This window comes from Acrocarpospora macrocephala, from assembly GCF_009687865.1.
Taxonomy (GTDB): domain Bacteria; phylum Actinomycetota; class Actinomycetes; order Streptosporangiales; family Streptosporangiaceae; genus Acrocarpospora; species Acrocarpospora macrocephala.
In genome coordinates this window covers 14,699-30,357 of the sequence record NZ_BLAE01000082.1, presented here as the reverse complement: position 1 = coordinate 30,357, position 15,659 = coordinate 14,699, and the positions used below count along the sequence as shown (strand labels likewise).

The window sequence follows — 15,659 nt, the reverse complement described above, 5'->3', positions numbered from 1 at the left end:
ATCCGGGAGAGCGGGCGGGGTGCCGCGAAGGTCCGGGAGGAGCTGGGGGAGGGGGCTGTCGTTCTGACGGTGGCTCGGCTGGCCCAGCAGAAGGGGCTGGAGGTGTTGCTGGAGGCGGCGTCAGGGGCGTACCCGGAGAAGGTGGTCTTCGTCGTTGCTGGAGAAGGGCCGTTGCGCGGGGAGTTGGAGGAGCGGATCGCGGCGGGAGGGCTGCCGGTTCGGTTGCTGGGGGATCGGGGGGATGTGGGGGATCTTTTGAGGGTCGCGGCCGTTTACGTGGTGCCGAGCTGGTGGGAAGGGCAGCCGCTGACGGTGCAGGAGGCGTTGCGGGCGGGGGTGCCGATCGTCGGGACCCGGGTGGGGGGAATTCCCGGCATGGTGGGCGACGCGGGGTTGCTGGTGCCGCCGGGGGATGGGAAGGCGATCCGGGACGCGGTCGTACGGGTGCTCAGCGAGCCGGGGCTGGCGGAAAAGCTGGGGAAAGCGGCGGCGGAGCGGGGACGGCGGCTGCCCACCGAGGCGGACGCGGTTCAGGCGGTGTTGCGGGCCTATGCCCGGGACGTCGCACCGGGCGAGCTCGGGAATTAAACGCGTGAGCAAAGGGTTCCCCAAGGTGATTCCAAGAAGAACAGGGCCCCAACGGTAGGTCAGGTTCTATGGGATCCCTATACTGAGACCGTTGGGGGGGAGTATCCCTTCGTGACAGTCCCGTCATCACGGCTTTAGAGCCCGGGGCTGTCGGTCTGTCCGGGCATGATCGATACGTGCCTGGCAGGCGGGAGAGACCTCCGGCAGTGTGTATTGTCGCGCGCCGGAGGGGCTACTGCTGTGAACATTCCTGCCTGGGGTTGGGCCGCCGTCATCATCGGCCTGTTGATCGTGATCGCCTTCGACCTGTGGATCGTGGACCGCGGCGAGGCGAAGGAGTTCTCGTTCCGCCAGGCGGGGTTCTGGGTCGGCTTCTACGTCGCCCTGGCCGTGCTCTTCGGCATCGGACTGCTGATCTTCGCCGGGCCGACGGAATCCGGCGAGTTCTTCGCGGGCTATCTCACTGAATACAGCCTCAGCGTCGACAACCTGTTCATCTTCTTCATCATCATGTCGAGATTCGCGGTGCCGAGGGAGTATCAGCACAAGGTCCTGCTGATCGGCATCCTGATCGCCCTGGTGATGCGCGGCATCTTCATCGCGATCGGTGCCGCCGCCCTCAACCAGTTCCACTGGCTGTTCTACGTGTTCGGCGTCTTCCTGATCTACACCGCGTACACCCTGATCCGCGACCACGGCAAGCACGAGGACGACTTCGCCGAGAACATCCTGCTCCGCTCCGCCCGCCGCTGGTTCCGCACCACCCCGGACTTCGTCGGCTCCAAGACGATCGTCAAGATCGACGGCAAGCGCATGGTCACCCCCATGCTCATCGTGATGATCGCCATCGGCACCACCGACCTGCTGTTCGCGCTGGACTCCATCCCCGCGATCTTCGGCCTCACCCAGGACGCCTTCATCGTCTTCACCGCCAACGCGTTCGCCCTGATGGGCCTGCGCCAGCTGTACTTCCTGCTCGGCGGCCTGCTGCAGCGGCTGGTCTACATCAGCTACGGCCTGTCGTTCATTCTCGCCTTCATCGGAGTCAAACTCGTCCTCGAAGCGATGCACGACACGGTCTCGTGGGCGCCCGAGATTCCCATTTCGGTCTCGCTGGGTGTCATTATCGTGACCATGGTCGTAACCACCCTGCTGAGCCTGATGAAGTCCCGCAGGGACGCCATCGCCGCCCCGGCCGAAGCGGAGCAGCACTAGCGCAACGACCGGGGAGGCGCTTTGCTTGTCTCGTTGTGGCCGTGTAAAGACGGTGGGATCGGTAACATAGGTAGTTAAGTCACATTACGGTCCCTAGTCGCAAAAGAGTACAAAGGCTCCCAGTGTCGAACGATTCTGTTAGTCCTCGCGCGCTCCGGCTGGCGCGCGGGGTGTCCCCGTGGCTGGCTCCGACCGCCACGGCGGCGGCCGTCACAGCCATCCTCACCCGGAGGTCCGCCAAGTGGGCGTTCGCGGCGGTGCCGCTGGCCGCGCTCACCGGCGGCATGCTCTGGTTCTTCCGCGACCCGGAGCGCAGGCCCGGCTTCGGGCGACTGCTCTCGCCCGCCGACGGCGTGGTGCAGAGCATCGATCCGCTCCAGGACGGCCGGACCCGGGTGGCGATCTTCATGAGCCCGGTGAACGTGCACGTCAATCGTGCCCCGGCCGCCGGAACGGTGACCTCGGTCGAGCATGTCTCCGGCGGGTTCACGCCGGCGTTCAACAAGGACAGCGACAAGAACGAGCGGGTGGTGTGGCACTTCGACACCCCGCTCGGCGACATCGAGATGGTGCAGATCGCGGGCGCGGTGGCGCGCCGGATCATTCCGTACGTCCCGGTGGGGGCGAAAGTCGCCCAGGGGGACCGAGTCGGGCTCATCCGGCTGGGTTCGCGGGTCGATGTCTACCTGCCGGAGGGGATCCAGCCCGCGGTCACCGTGGGCGACAAGACGGTGGCGGGGGTGACCCGCATTGACCGCGCCTGATCTCGGGGCGAGGGGCACGGCGGGCTGGTCCATCGACGCCCCGATTGAAGCCTCCATCGACACCTCGATCGAGGAGACCGAGGAGCCGCGCGGCCCGGTGGGCAAGGCCTTCCGGCTCTCCGCCGCCGACTCGCTCTCGCTCGGCAACGCCCTGTCCGGCTTCCTGTCCGTGGTCGTGCTCGCCTACTCGGCGATCGACCAGCTCAAGGTGGACGGCAAGTTCGAGCCCGATCCCCGCTTCTTCGGCACCGCCGTGGTGCTGCTGCTCATCGGCGCCACCTGCGACCTGTTCGACGGCCTGGTGGCCCGCCGGTTCCGCGCGTCCGCGATGGGCGCCGAGCTGGACAACCTGGCCGACGTGATCAGCTTCGGCTTCGCGCCCGCGTTCATGGTGGTCATCTGGGGTGGTTTCGCCGAACGGCTGCCGCTCTGGCTGGTCCTGGCCGCGGCCGGGTCGGTGCTGCTCGCCGGGGTGATCCGGCTGGCCAGGTTCGCCTGCGTGAAGACCAAGAGCGGCGACTTCATGGGGTTGCCGATCCCGATGGGCGCGATGACCGTGGTGTCGATCGTGCTGCTGTTCCAGCCGACGGTGTGGACGATCGGGGGCATCTTCGCGGTGGCCTGGCTGATGGTCAGCCGGGTCGAGTATCCCAAGCCGAAGGGCAACCTGGCGGCCGTGGTGCTCGGCTGGATGATGATCAACGTGGCCTGCCTGACCATCTGGGCGGCCGGGCTGGCCGGCGGCGACGAGCTCATCCAGGTGGGCGCGATCATGCAGATCGCCATCGTGTCGGCCATCCCGCTGCGGGTGCTGATGTTCAAGCGCTCCCAGCGCAAGGAGCGGAGCTCCATCTGAGGGAACGGGGTCCGCACGATCCGGGCCCCTTTTCCCGCTGGCGGGCTTGACGTTCAATAGAGGCATGACCGCTACGCCCCGTGAGCAGTCCCAGACCTACCTTCTCGGCAAGCTGGCCAGAGAGCTGGAGCTCAGGGGGATAAAGGTGGCATTACGCACAAATCCCACCTCACTCAGGGTGATCGGTTCCGGTTCGGCCACCGAGACGGTGGAATGCGTAGACGCCGCCGACGGCTGGTTCTACTGCTGGTCGTGGGGCGACATCGTGGAAAGCGCCGACGACCCGTCAGCCGCGGCTGACCGAATCCTCCGCTCTTTCGGCACCCCGATGCCACCCCCAAGACCCAGCCTCGACTGAGCCGCCAACCCGAGGACCCCCAACCTAAGAGCGCCTCCAGAATGAGCAGGTTGTCGGCTTGCTCGCCGTCATCCGGCGCCGTTCACGCAGGTGTTGGTTCCCGCCGCCCCGGCGCCAAGAGAGATCGCCCCAGCCCGAGGCCGTCCAGTCCGAGGCCGTCCGGGTCCGAGACCGTCTAGCCCAAGATCGCCCAACCTGAGGTCACCAGCCTCGGGCGCGCCATTCCGGGAGGGCCGGGCGTTCGGCTCCGAGTGTGGTGTCCTTGCCGTGGCCGGGATAGACCCAGGTCTCATCCGGGAAACGGTCGAAGATGCGCTCCACCACGTCGGTGTAGAGCTGGTCGAAACGCTGCGGGTCCTTCTGGGTGTTGCCCACCCCGCCGGGGAACAGCGAGTCGCCGGTGAAGATGTGGCCGGGGTAGTAGATCGCGATCGAGCCCGGCGTGTGCCCGCGCAGGTGCACCACCTCCAGGCTGAGCACGCCGAGCGCGATCCGGTCCCCGTGCTCCACCTCGCGGGAGCGGACTGGCAGCGCCGGCGCGTCCAGCGGATGCGCGATCGGCGTCGCACCGGTCGCCTTCGCCACTTCGGCCAGCGCCTGCCAGTGATCCCCATGCTGGTGCGTGGTGACGATCGAGCTGATCGGCATCTTCCCGATCAGGTCGAGAATGCGATCGGGCTCGGCGGCGGCGTCGATGAGCAGCCCGTCGCCGGTCTCCTTGCACCGCAGCAGATACGCGTTGTTCCCGAAACCTCCCACTTCGATCTTGGCTATGGTCAGCCTGTCCAGCTCCCGCACATCGGCGGGCCCGCCCTGGACGACGTCTCCCGTATAGCTCATGACTCTCCTCATAGGTCGGTATGGCCTACGTTATCGAGGCCGCCCGATCGTGCCGGAAATCGCCCGGAATCGCGGCCCGCGAGGTGTCACCCGGCAAAGTCGATCACGAATGGTTCGGGTTGAACGGGATCACGTGGTTCAGACGCCCGGGGGGAGGCGTCGCTCAGTGTGCGGTTCGCGGAGCTCGTGATCACGGGGTTCTGACGGTCAAGGGCCAGGCGTCGCCCAGCGTGCGGTTCGCGGAGTTCGCGATCCCGTGGTTCAGAGGGCCGGGGGCCAGCTGTCCGGGATCTGGGCGGGTAGGCCGGGCGGAGCGGCCTGGAACGGCCAGGAGGGCGGGGCAGGGAGCGGGCCCGAGGCGGTGAGGCGGTGGCCGGTGGTGCGGCCGGTCAGCCAGGCGAGCAGGTCACGGCGGGAGCCCTGCACGCTGGGGCCCTCACCCAGGCCGGTCCAGGTCTCGTCGTGCGCCTCGTCGCTCGCCACGACCCTGATCTCGCTGACCGGGCCCGAGCCGGGGGTCCAGCTGCGCATGGTGTCGTGGAAATCCCACACGACGTACTGCTCCGGCCAGTCCGGCCAGTCGTAGCCCCGGTCGAGGTCGCCGTGGTGGATCTCCACCTCGCGCAGGCGGCGCATCAGCACATACCAGGCCGGGTGGTTCCCGCCGGTCATCGCGCCGACCATGACCGTCCAGTCGCTCTCCGTCATCTCCCCGGCGGCCGCGGCGAACCGGTCCGCGCTCTCCTCCAGATCGGCCAGCTGCTCCTTGGCCGGACGGCCCGCGCCCGCCTCGATATCCGCGTTCCGGACGTCCATGTTCGGATACTGCGGGGTCGGGACGCCGGTGCGCGCCCAGGTGAACAGGTTGATCAGGCTGTCCCCGCTTCTGGCGACGTGGGTGATGACATGCCCCCGGCTCCAGCCCGGCAGGCGGGACGGCGCGAGGACGTCGGCGTCGGTCAGCGCGGCCACCGTGGTGATCAGGCGCTCGGTCGAGGCCGTGAGCTGGTTCTGGTACGTGTCGAGGACTGACATGAACCCCAATCGTATCCGGCGGCGGCGACAGAAGCGGGACCGGGGAATGTCCAGCGGCCGGTTGACGCTGCATTTACCCTAGATGTGGATGAGGTCGACGGCCGTGTGGCAGGACCTCGCGAAAATGTCAGTGGGCCTGGGTAGCCTGCCCCGTGCACCTCCTGTTGAGACAATCGACCTACCGGGATCGCCGTGGCTGACCGCCTTATCGTGCGTGGCGCACGTGAACACAACTTGAAGGACGTCTCGCTGGACCTCCCGCGAGACGCTCTGATCGTCTTCACCGGGCTGTCCGGCTCCGGCAAGTCCAGCCTGGCCTTCGACACGATCTTCGCCGAGGGCCAGCGCCGCTACGTGGAGTCCCTTTCTGCGTACGCACGGCAGTTCCTGGGCCAGATGGACAAGCCGGATGTGGACTTCATCGAAGGGCTCTCCCCGGCGGTCTCCATCGACCAGAAGTCGACCAGCAGGAACCCCCGTTCCACGGTCGGCACGATCACCGAGGTCTACGACTACCTCCGGCTGCTCTGGGCCAGGATCGGCAAGCCGCACTGCCCGCAGTGCGAGCGGCCGATCGCCAGGCAGACGCCGGAGCAGATCGTGGACCGGGTGCTCGAACTGGAGGAGGGCACCCGCTTCCAGGTGCTCGCGCCGGTCATCCGCGGCCGCAAGGGGGAGTATGCGGAGCTGTTCCGCGAACTCACCACGAAGGGCTTCGCGCGGGCCCGGGTGGACGGCACGATCATCCGGCTGGAAGAACCGCCGACCCTCAAGAAATACGAGAAGCACGACATCGAGGTCATCGTCGACCGGCTCGCGGTCAAGGACACCGCGCGGCGGCGGCTGACCGACTCGGTGGAGACCGCCCTCCAGCTCTCCGGCGGCACCATCACCCTGGACTTCGTCGACCTCGACCCGGACGACCAGAACCGGGAACGGTTCTACTCCGAGCACCTCTACTGCCCCTATGACGACCTGTCGTTCGAGGAGCTGGAACCCCGCTCGTTCTCGTTCAACTCGCCGTTCGGCGCCTGCCCGGAGTGCACCGGCCTCGGCACCCGGATGGAGGTCGACCCCGAGCTGATCGTGCCCGACCCCGAGCGCACCCTCGGCGACGGCGCGATCTCGGTCTGGTCCGGCGGCCACACCAGCGACTACTTCGAGAAGCTGATGGAGGGCCTCGGCAACGCCCTCGGCTTCACCCTCGACACCCGCTGGGACCGCCTCTCCAAGCAGGCCCAGAAGTCCCTGCTGCACGGCCACGACGAGCAGATCCACATCCGCTACAGCAACCGGTATGGGCGGGAGCGGTCCTACTACACCAACTTCGAGGGCGCCATCACCTGGGTGCAGCGCCGGCACGCCGAGTCGGAGAGCGACGCCGCCCGGGAGAAGTACGAAGGGTATATGCGGGAGGTGCCGTGCCCGGCCTGCCAGGGCAAGCGCCTCAAGCCGGTGTCGCTGGCCGTCACCGTGGGAGGCTCGTCGATCGCGGACGTGTCGTCGCTGTCGATCGGGGAGTGCGCCCGCTTCCTGAGCGGGTTCAAGCTGTCCGAGCGCGACATGCAGATCGCCGAACGGGTGGTCAAGGAGATCAACGCCCGGCTGGGCTTCCTGCTGGACGTCGGGCTCGACTACCTGACCCTCGACCGGGCCGCCGGAACCCTGGCCGGAGGCGAGGCGCAGCGCATCCGGCTGGCCACCCAGATCGGGTCCGGCCTGGTCGGCGTGCTCTACGTGCTGGACGAGCCGTCCATCGGGTTGCACCAGCGGGACAACCATCGGCTGCTGGAGACCCTGATCCGGCTGCGCGACATGGGCAACACGCTGATCGTGGTGGAGCACGACGAGGACACCATCGCCGCCGCCGACTGGGTGGTCGACATCGGCCCCGGGGCCGGTGAGCACGGCGGCCAGGTCGTCGTGTCCGGAACCGTGGACGAACTGTTGGCCAGCGAGGAGTCGCTGACGGGGGCGTACCTGTCGGGGCGGCGCGAGATCGTGATCCCGGCCAAGCGCCGCAAGCGCGACCGCAAGCGGCAGCTCACCGTGAAGGGCGCGCGCGAGCACAACCTCACCGGCGTGGACGTGGACTTCCCGCTGGGCGTGTTCACCGCCGTGACCGGGGTGTCGGGTTCCGGCAAGTCGACGCTGGTCAACGACATTCTCTACAACGCGCTGGCCAAGGAGCTGCACAACGCCAGGACGGTGCCGGGCCGGCACTCCCGGGTGGTCGGGATGGATCTGCTGGACAAGGTCGTGCACGTGGACCAGTCCCCGATCGGGCGCACGCCCAGGTCCAACCCCGCCACCTACACGGGGGTGTTCGACCACGTCAGGAAGCTGTTCGCGGCGACCACCGAGGCGAAGATCCGCGGCTACCAGCCGGGCAGGTTCAGCTTCAACGTCAAGGGCGGCCGCTGCGAGGCGTGCTCGGGCGACGGCACCATCAAGATCGAGATGAACTTCCTCCCGGATGTGTACGTGCCGTGTGAGGTCTGTCACGGCGCCCGCTACAACCGGGAGACCCTGGAGGTCCACTACAAGGGCAAGACCATCTCCGAGGTCCTGGACATGCCGATCGAGGAGGCCCTGCACTTCTTCGAGGCCATCCCCGCCATCCGCCGCCACCTGGACACCCTCAACGCGGTCGGCCTCGGCTACGTCCGTCTCGGCCAGCCCGCCACCACCCTGTCCGGCGGCGAGGCCCAGCGCGTCAAGCTCGCCTCCGAACTCCAGCGCCGCTCCACCGGCCGCACCATCTACGTCCTCGACGAGCCCACCACAGGCCTGCACTTCGAGGACATCCGCCGCCTGCTCGGCGTGCTCAACCGCCTGGTCGACAACGGCAACACGGTCATCGTCATCGAACACAACCTGGACGTCATCAAGACCGCCGACTGGGTCATCGACATGGGCCCCGAGGGCGGCTCCCGCGGCGGCCTGGTGGTGGCCACCGGCACCCCCGAGGACGTGGCCCTCATCGACGCCAGCCACACCGGCGCCTTCCTCCGCAAGATCCTAGGCCTCTGAAGCTGGTACGCCCCTGGGGCCGCGAAGCCGGTGGCCCTGGGGGCGGTCTCGACGCCAGTTACACCGTCGCGTTCCCGCGCAAGATCCTCGGTCGTGTACGCCCCCTGGGCCACGATGCCAGCGCCCTGTGGCGGTCATCGACGTCAGCCACATGGGCGCGTTTCTGCGCGAGGTGCTCGGTTGTGTACGCCCCCCTGGGCCACGATGCCAGCGCCCTATGGCGGTCATCGACGTCAGCCACATGGGCGCCGTTTCTGCGCGAGATGCTCGGTTGTGTACGCCCCCGTGGCCGGCGCCCTGGGCGGTTATCGACGTCAGCCACACCGGCGCGTTCCCCGCAAGATCCTTTATGTCCTGAGGCTGCGATGAGGTGGACCTGGTGACGCGGCGGTGGCGGTGCCGCCTGCCCTGTTTCGCGGGGGTACTGGCCCGGTTGTGACGGGCGGGGGAGCGGGGGCCTGGGGGAGTCAGAGTACTTTCGGGAAATCGGTAATTGTCCATACTCCGCCCGTTACTGGTGCGGCATGCTGAACCCTCATCGGGGTGACAGCCGTACTTAATGACAACAGACCCCAGTGGAGGGCGAAACATGGATGCTTCCGGCAACCCCTTGCCGATTTCCGGGAATGCTTCGACAGCTGAGCGGCGGGAGCCAACGCGGCGTGCGGTGGTCCTGGGCGTGGGCGGGGCCGGGCTCGCGGTCGCGCTGACGGCGTGCACGGGTTACCAGTCGGGAGGTGGGACCACCGCCGCGGAACCGGCCGACCCGCCGGCCGAGGATCCGCCCGCGGCGGACGTGACCGAGGACAGCGCGACTGAGGGCCCAGCTGAGACCGAAGAGGCGGCCCCGGTGGAGGAGGCTCCCCCGGCGGACGCGTTCGCGAAGACGGCCGACATCCCGGAGGGCGGCGGCAAGATCTTCGAGAACGAGAAGGTCGTGATCACCCAGCCCACCGCCGGGCAGTTCAAGTGCTTCACGGCCGTCTGCACCCACCAGGGCTGCACGGTGGCCAGCATCTCCAACGGCACCATCAACTGCCCCTGCCACGGCAGCCGCTTCAAGATCGAGGACGGCTCGGTGGCCGGTGGCCCCGCCAAGGGCCCCCTGGAGGAGAAGCAGATCAGCGTCTCCGGCGACAGCATCGTCCTGGCCTGACCCGCACACCACACCGAACACCGAAACGCCACACACCGAAACGCCACACACCGAAACGCCGCACACCGAGAAACCACAGCGTCAGAACGTCACAACGCCACCGATCGGCGGGGAGCCCGCGCGCTCCTCGCCTTCGCGGCCATCAGCGCGGCCGCGACCGTCGGGTTGGCCTATACAACCCCTGGGCCGGATATATCCGGCCCGGTCATTGACTGCGAGATCCGTCCGCTGTGTGGCCGGATGGGTCTCGCGCGCGCCGATACTCCTGGGGTGGAGGGCTGCCCGCGGCTACGGGAAGCCCTTTCGGCGCGCACCGGCCCCGCGTCGCCGCCATGGTGGGCGCGGGGCCGGGCCCTTCCGTGCCCGGCTGCGACCGCCCCCGATGACGGGTGAGCCCACGCCGGTCATGGCCGCTCGCACCCAGGGTGGGTTCAAGGTCGCAGAGCCCGGCCGCGACCGCCCCCGATGACGGGTGAGCCCACGCCGGTCATGGCTGCTCGCACCCAGGGTGGGTTCAAGGTCGCAGAGCCCGGCCGCGACCGCCCCCGATGACGGGTGAGCCCACGCCGGTCATGGCTGCTCGCACCCGGGGTGGATTCTAAGGTCGCAGACTCATGCCTGATTGAGTCGAAATGTCCGGATTTGAATAGCTATGGAATCCGGCGAACTATTCAGGCGCGTGACTTTGCAATCGCCCTGGCCCGCGACGGAGGACGGCGTAGGTCTCTTCCAGCCCGCCTTCACGGCGTCGGCCTCGCTGGGCCAGACGGGATTGTCGGTGCGGGACAGTAGGCTTTGAGAGTGGCAGATCCGGCAACTTATCGGCCAGCGCCCGGATCGATTCCCGAGTCGCCTGGGGTCTATCGATTCCGGGATCCCGGCGGCCGGGTGATCTACGTGGGCAAGGCGAAGAGCCTGCGGCAGCGGCTCAACTCCTACTTCGCGGATTTCGCGAGCCTGCACTTCCGGACCCAGTCGATGCTCACCACCGCGGCTCGGGTGGACTGGACGGTGGTCCGCACCGAAGTCGAGGCGCTGCAGCTCGAATACTCGTGGATCAAAGAGTTCGATCCCCACTTCAACGTGAAATACCGCGACGACAAGTCGTATCCGTACCTGGCGGTCACGATGGGGGAGGACTTCCCCCGCGTGCAGGTGCTGCGCGGGGCCAAGCGCAAGGGAACCCGCTACTTCGGGCCTTACTCGCACGCGTGGGCGATCCGGGAGACCGTCGATCTGCTGCTGCGGGTCTTCCCGATCCGGTCCTGCTCGTCGGGCGTCTTCAAACGGGCGGGGCAGATCGGGCGGCCGTGCCTGCTCGGCTACATCGACCGATGCTCGGCGCCGTGCGTGGGCCGGGTCACCCCGGACGAGCACCGCGCCCTCGCCGAGGACTTCTGCGACTTCATGGCGGGCAACACCACCCGGTTCATCAAGCGGCTCGAACACAAGATGCGGGAAGCCTCCGCCGTCCAGGAATACGAGCTGGCCGCCCGGCTGCGGGACGACGTGCAGGCGTTGCAGAAGGCGCTGGAGAAGCAGGCCGTCGTGCTCGGCGACGCCACCGACTGCGACGTCATCGCCCTGGCCGAAGACCCCCTGGAAGCCGCCGTGCAGGTGTTCTACGTGCGCGGCGGCCGGATCCGCGGACAGCGCGGCTGGGTGGTCGACAAGGTCGAGGAGACCACCCCGGGCGAGCTGGTGGAGCACTTCCTGCTCCAGATGTACTCGGAGTCCGAGATCCCCAGGGAGATCCTGGTCCCGGCCGTGCCGCCCGACCACGACGCGGTCCTGGAGCTGCTGGAGGAGCAGCGCGGCTCCCGGGTCGACGTCAGGGTGCCCCAGCGCGGCGACAAGAAGTCCCTCATGGAGACCGTCGAGCGCAACGCCAAGGAAGCCCTCACCCAGCACAAGCTGCGCCGCTCCAGCGACCTGACCACCCGCGGCAAGGCGCTCCAGGAGATCGCGGACGCGCTGGAACTCGACCAGGTCCCGCTCCGGATCGAGTGCTACGACGTCTCCCACATCCAGGGCACCAACGTGGTCGCCTCCATGGTCGTGTTCGAGGACGGCCTGGCCCGCAAGAGCGAGTACCGCCGCTTCCAGATCAAGAGCGCCGAAGGCGACGTGGCCTCCATCCACGAGGTCATCTCCCGCAGGTTCAAGCGCTACCTGGAGGAGCGCAGCGCCACCGGGGAGCTCGGCGGGGAGCCCGTCGGGGAACCCATCGACCCGGAGACCGGGAAACCGCGCAAGTTCGCGTACCCGCCGAATCTGGTCGTGGTGGACGGCGGGCCCGCGCAGGCCGCGGCCGCCCAGCGGGCGCTGGACGAGCTCGGCGTGGACGACGTCGCCGTCTGCGGCCTGGCCAAGCGGCTGGAGGAGGTCTGGCTGCCGGGCGACGACCAGCCGGTCATCCTGCCGCGCTCCAGTGAGGGCCTTTACCTGCTGCAACGCGTGCGCGACGAGGCACATCGCTTCGCCATCACCTACCATCGAGCCAAGCGGTCCAGAACACTCAAGGAGAGCGCGCTCGACGAGGTTCCCGGCCTTGGCCCAGCGCGGCGGCAAGCACTTCTGCGACACTTCGGATCCGTGAAACGGTTGAGCGACGCCACCGCCGAGGAGATCCGCGAGGTTCCGGGCATCGGTCCTTCGACGGCCGAGGCCATCGTCGCGGCGTTGCAGGGAGAGAAATGAGCCAGAAGAAATGAACCAGCCCAGTGATCCCGCGTTCGTGCTCGTCACGGGCATGTCCGGGGCCGGGCGGAGCACGGCCGCGAAGGCGCTGGAGGACCTCGGCTGGTTCGTGATCGACAACCTGCCGCCCGGGCTGCTGTTCTCGCTGGCCGAGGAGGCGGGCCGGGTCAAGCTGGCCGCCGACAAGGTGGCCGCCGTGGTCGATGTGCGCTCGCTGGCCTTCACCAGCGACCTCAACGCGGCCATCGAGGAGCTGGACGGCCGCGGCGTCGGGGTCCGGGTGGTGTTCCTGGAGGCCAGCGACGACGCGCTGGTGCGCAGGTTCGAGAACGTGCGCCGCCCGCACCCGCTGCAGGCCGACGGCCGCCTGGTGGACGGCATCGACCGCGAGCGCGGCATCCTGCGCGAGGTCCGGGCCAACGCCGACCTGGTGATCGACACCTCCAAGCTCAACGTGCACGAGCTCCGCAGCAAGATCGTCTCCTTCTTCGGCGGCGAGGACCGGCCCGGCCTGAAGGTCAACATCGTCTCCTTCGGCTACAAGTACGGCCTGCCCGTCGACGCCGACCTCGTCGTCGACTGCCGATTCCTGCCCAATCCCCACTGGGTCCCGGAACTTCGCCCAATGAGCGGGCTCGACGGCCCGGTAAGGGAGTACGTTCTGGGGCAGCCCGGTGCGAAAGAGTTCCTCGACGGCTACGAGGAACTGTTCGGCGTCGTGGCGGCGGGGTACACCCGCGAGGGCAAGAGCTACGCCACGCTGGCCGTCGGCTGCACGGGGGGCAGGCACCGCAGCGTCGCCATGGCGGAGCAACTGGGCGGCAGGCTGCGCGAGCGCGGCATGGAGGTGCAAGTGAGCCATCGGGATGTGGGTCGCGAGTGAGTGAACCGGCCCCGGCCGCCAAAGTCGTCGCGCTGGGGGGCGGCCACGGGCTGCACGCGTCGTTGTCGGCGCTCAGAAGGGTCACGGCCGACCTGACGGCCGTCGTCACGGTGGCCGATGACGGCGGGTCCAGCGGGCGGCTCAGACGCGAACTGGGCGTGCTGCCCCCGGGTGACCTGCGGATGGCGCTGGCCGCGCTGTGCGGGGACGACGAGTGGGGGCAGACCTGGAGCCGGGTGGTCCAGCACCGGTTCAGGAGCGAAGGCGAGCTGCACGGCCACGCGGTCGGGAACCTGCTGATCGTCGCCCTGTGGGAATTACTGGACGACCCCGTGCAGGCGCTGGAGTGGGTGGGCCGGCTGCTGGGCGCGCACGGCCGGGTGCTGCCCATGGCCGCCGTCCCGCTGGACATCCAGGCCGAGGTCGAGGTGGACGGCACGCTGACCACGGTGCGCGGCCAGGTCGCCTGCGCGCTCACCCCCGGCCGGGTCCAGGCCATCTCGCTGGTGCCGCCCGACCCGCCGGTCTCGCCGGAGGCGATCGAGGCCATCCACGACGCCGACTGGGTGGTCTTCGGCCCTGGCTCCTGGTTCACCAGCGTGCTCCCGCACCTGAAGGTCCCCGAACTGGCCCGCGCGCTGTACGCGACGAGCGCCCGCCGCCTGGTCATCCTCAACCTGGCCCCCCAGCCGGGCGAGACCGACGGCTTCTCCCCCCAGAAGCATCTGGAGGTGCTCCGCCAGCACGCGCCCGCCTTGCTGGTCGACGCCGTCCTGGCCGACACCTCGGTGACGGAGGACCCGACCGAGCTGGAGAAGGCTGCGGTCGCCCTCGGCGGACGCCTGGTATTGGCTGATGTGGGAGCATCTGACGGGTCCGCGCGGCACGATGCACCCCGTCTTGCCCAGGTCCTGGACGAGATTTTCCGCGAGAAGCGGTGATCCTCCCTGCCCGGGGTGCGAGAGACTGACCACGGCGCTCCGGTGCCTGATCTGAGTAGCGTGGGGAAGCGACAACCCCCGACGGCCTTAGCGAAGCCACCGGTTGATTGCCGACACACATATTCTCGGGGAGGACACTGGCGATGGCGATGACGGGTGTAGTGAAGGATGAACTGAGTCGCCTTCCCGTGTTGAAACCCTGCTGCCGCAAGGCCGAGGTGTCCACGCTGCTGCGCTTCGCCAGCGGCCTGCACCTGGTCGGGGGCAGGATCGTCATCGAGGCCGAACTCGACACCAACGTGACGGCGCGGCGGCTCATCAAGGACATCGGCGAGGTCTTCGGTCACAAGGCCGAGGTGCTCGTGCTGGCCCCGGCCGGGCTGCGGAAGGGCTCCCGGTACGTGGTCCGGGTCTACAAGGACGGCGAGGCCCTGGCCCGGCAGACCGGCCTGATCGACAACCACGGCCGCCCGGTGCGGGGCCTGCCCCGCCAGGTGGTCTCGGGGGCGACCTGCGACGCGGAGGCGGCCTGGCGGGGGGCGTTCCTGGCGCACGGCTCGCTGACCGAGCCGGGCAGGTCGATGTCGCTGGAGGTGACCTGCCCGGGGCCGGAGGCCGCGCTGGCGCTGGTCGGCTCGGCCCGCCGGTTGAAGATCCACGCCAAGGCGCGCGAGGTGCGCGGCGTGGACCGGGTGGTGGTCAGGGACGGGGACGCGATCAGCGCGCTGCTGACCCGGCTCGGCGCCCACGACAGCGTGCTGGCCTGGGAGGAGCGGCGGATGCGCCGCGAGGTGCGGGCCACCGCCAACCGGCTGGCCAACTTCGACGACGCCAACCTGCGCCGCTCGGCCCGCGCGGCGGTGGCCGCCGGGGCCCGGGTGCAGCGCGCCCTGGAGATCCTCGGCGACGACGCCCCAGAGCATCTGGTGGTGGCGGGGCGGCTGCGGGTGGAGCACAAGCAGGCGTCCCTGGAGGAACTCGGCCAGATCGCCGACCCGCCGCTGACCAAGGACGCGATCGCCGGGCGGATCCGCCGCCTGCTCGCGATGGCCGACAAACGCGCCCAGGACCTCGGGCTGCCCAACACGGAGGCGAACTTGACCGCGGACATGCTCTCGGGCTGATCAGCCGAGGAAGAGCGGGCCCCCGGAAGCGGGACGGTTTACGGCAAACTGTAAGATTTAGTGTCAGTTTTATGACGTCTCGACCTGTGGGACCCTCGCGTGGTCTAAACCAATTTCAGTCCGATAGGGTCTGCACCGAGGTTTCAGTCACGTAACGACGCATGAG

General features: G+C 68.6%; 13 protein-coding genes. 11 read left to right on the top strand and 2 right to left on the bottom strand.

Annotated features, from left to right (window positions below; genetic code table 11):
- From Amac_RS46295 to Amac_RS46275, 5 genes are all read left to right on the top strand, one after another.
- The coding region (locus Amac_RS46295) for a glycosyltransferase family 4 protein (RefSeq protein WP_155360831.1) at window positions 1-588 on the top strand (588 nt) is incomplete at its 5' end.
- 240 nt (window positions 589-828) lie between these two features.
- A complete protein-coding gene (locus Amac_RS46290) occupies window positions 829-1,803 on the top strand; it encodes a TerC family protein (RefSeq protein ID WP_218041685.1) in 975 nt (324 codons plus the stop codon).
- A 122-nt stretch (window positions 1,804-1,925) separates the two neighbouring features.
- The gene (locus tag Amac_RS46285) at window positions 1,926-2,567 is read left to right on the top strand and encodes a phosphatidylserine decarboxylase (RefSeq protein WP_155360813.1); all 642 of its coding nucleotides are present in this window, start codon (window positions 1,926-1,928) and stop codon (window positions 2,565-2,567) included.
- A complete protein-coding gene (gene pssA, locus Amac_RS46280; protein ID WP_246269139.1) occupies window positions 2,554-3,423 on the top strand; it encodes a CDP-diacylglycerol--serine O-phosphatidyltransferase in 870 nt (289 codons plus the stop codon). Before Amac_RS46285 ends, pssA begins: the two co-directional genes overlap by 14 nt.
- 64 nt (window positions 3,424-3,487) lie before the next feature.
- Window positions 3,488-3,781: a hypothetical protein gene (locus Amac_RS46275; protein WP_155360812.1), complete on the top strand. Its 294-nt coding sequence runs from the start codon at window positions 3,488-3,490 to the stop codon at window positions 3,779-3,781.
- Between the two features lie 201 nt (window positions 3,782-3,982).
- Here Amac_RS46275 and Amac_RS46270 read toward each other — a convergent pair whose 3' ends face one another.
- Window positions 3,983-4,621: an MBL fold metallo-hydrolase gene (locus tag Amac_RS46270; protein WP_155360811.1), complete on the bottom strand. Its 639-nt coding sequence runs from the start codon at window positions 4,619-4,621 to the stop codon at window positions 3,983-3,985.
- 261 nt (window positions 4,622-4,882) lie between these two features.
- On the bottom strand, window positions 4,883-5,656 hold the full coding sequence (locus Amac_RS46265) for a maleylpyruvate isomerase family mycothiol-dependent enzyme (RefSeq protein ID WP_155360810.1): 774 nt from the start codon (window positions 5,654-5,656) through the stop codon (window positions 4,883-4,885).
- A 192-nt stretch (window positions 5,657-5,848) separates the two neighbouring features.
- Between Amac_RS46265 and uvrA the strand changes: the two genes are divergently transcribed.
- From uvrA to whiA, 6 genes are all read left to right on the top strand, one after another.
- A complete protein-coding gene (gene uvrA, locus Amac_RS46260) occupies window positions 5,849-8,689 on the top strand; it encodes an excinuclease ABC subunit UvrA (RefSeq protein WP_155360809.1) in 2,841 nt (946 codons plus the stop codon).
- 589 nt (window positions 8,690-9,278) lie between these two features.
- Entirely contained in the window at window positions 9,279-9,845 is a 567-nt protein-coding gene (locus Amac_RS46255) for a Rieske (2Fe-2S) protein (protein ID WP_155360808.1), read from the top strand.
- Between the two features lie 801 nt (window positions 9,846-10,646).
- Window positions 10,647-12,545: an excinuclease ABC subunit UvrC gene (uvrC, locus tag Amac_RS46250; protein WP_155360807.1), complete on the top strand. Its 1,899-nt coding sequence runs from the start codon at window positions 10,647-10,649 to the stop codon at window positions 12,543-12,545.
- 10 nt (window positions 12,546-12,555) lie between these two features.
- A complete protein-coding gene (rapZ, locus tag Amac_RS46245; protein WP_155351627.1) occupies window positions 12,556-13,428 on the top strand; it encodes an RNase adapter RapZ in 873 nt (290 codons plus the stop codon).
- Complete coding sequence (locus tag Amac_RS46240; RefSeq protein ID WP_155360806.1) at window positions 13,425-14,369, top strand: gluconeogenesis factor YvcK family protein; 945 nt, start codon at window positions 13,425-13,427, stop codon at window positions 14,367-14,369. Before rapZ ends, Amac_RS46240 begins: the two co-directional genes overlap by 4 nt.
- Window positions 14,370-14,512: 143 nt before the next feature.
- Complete coding sequence (gene whiA / locus Amac_RS46235) at window positions 14,513-15,493, top strand: DNA-binding protein WhiA (RefSeq protein WP_155351629.1); 981 nt, start codon at window positions 14,513-14,515, stop codon at window positions 15,491-15,493.
- The last annotated feature ends 166 nt before the right edge of the window (window positions 15,494-15,659 follow it).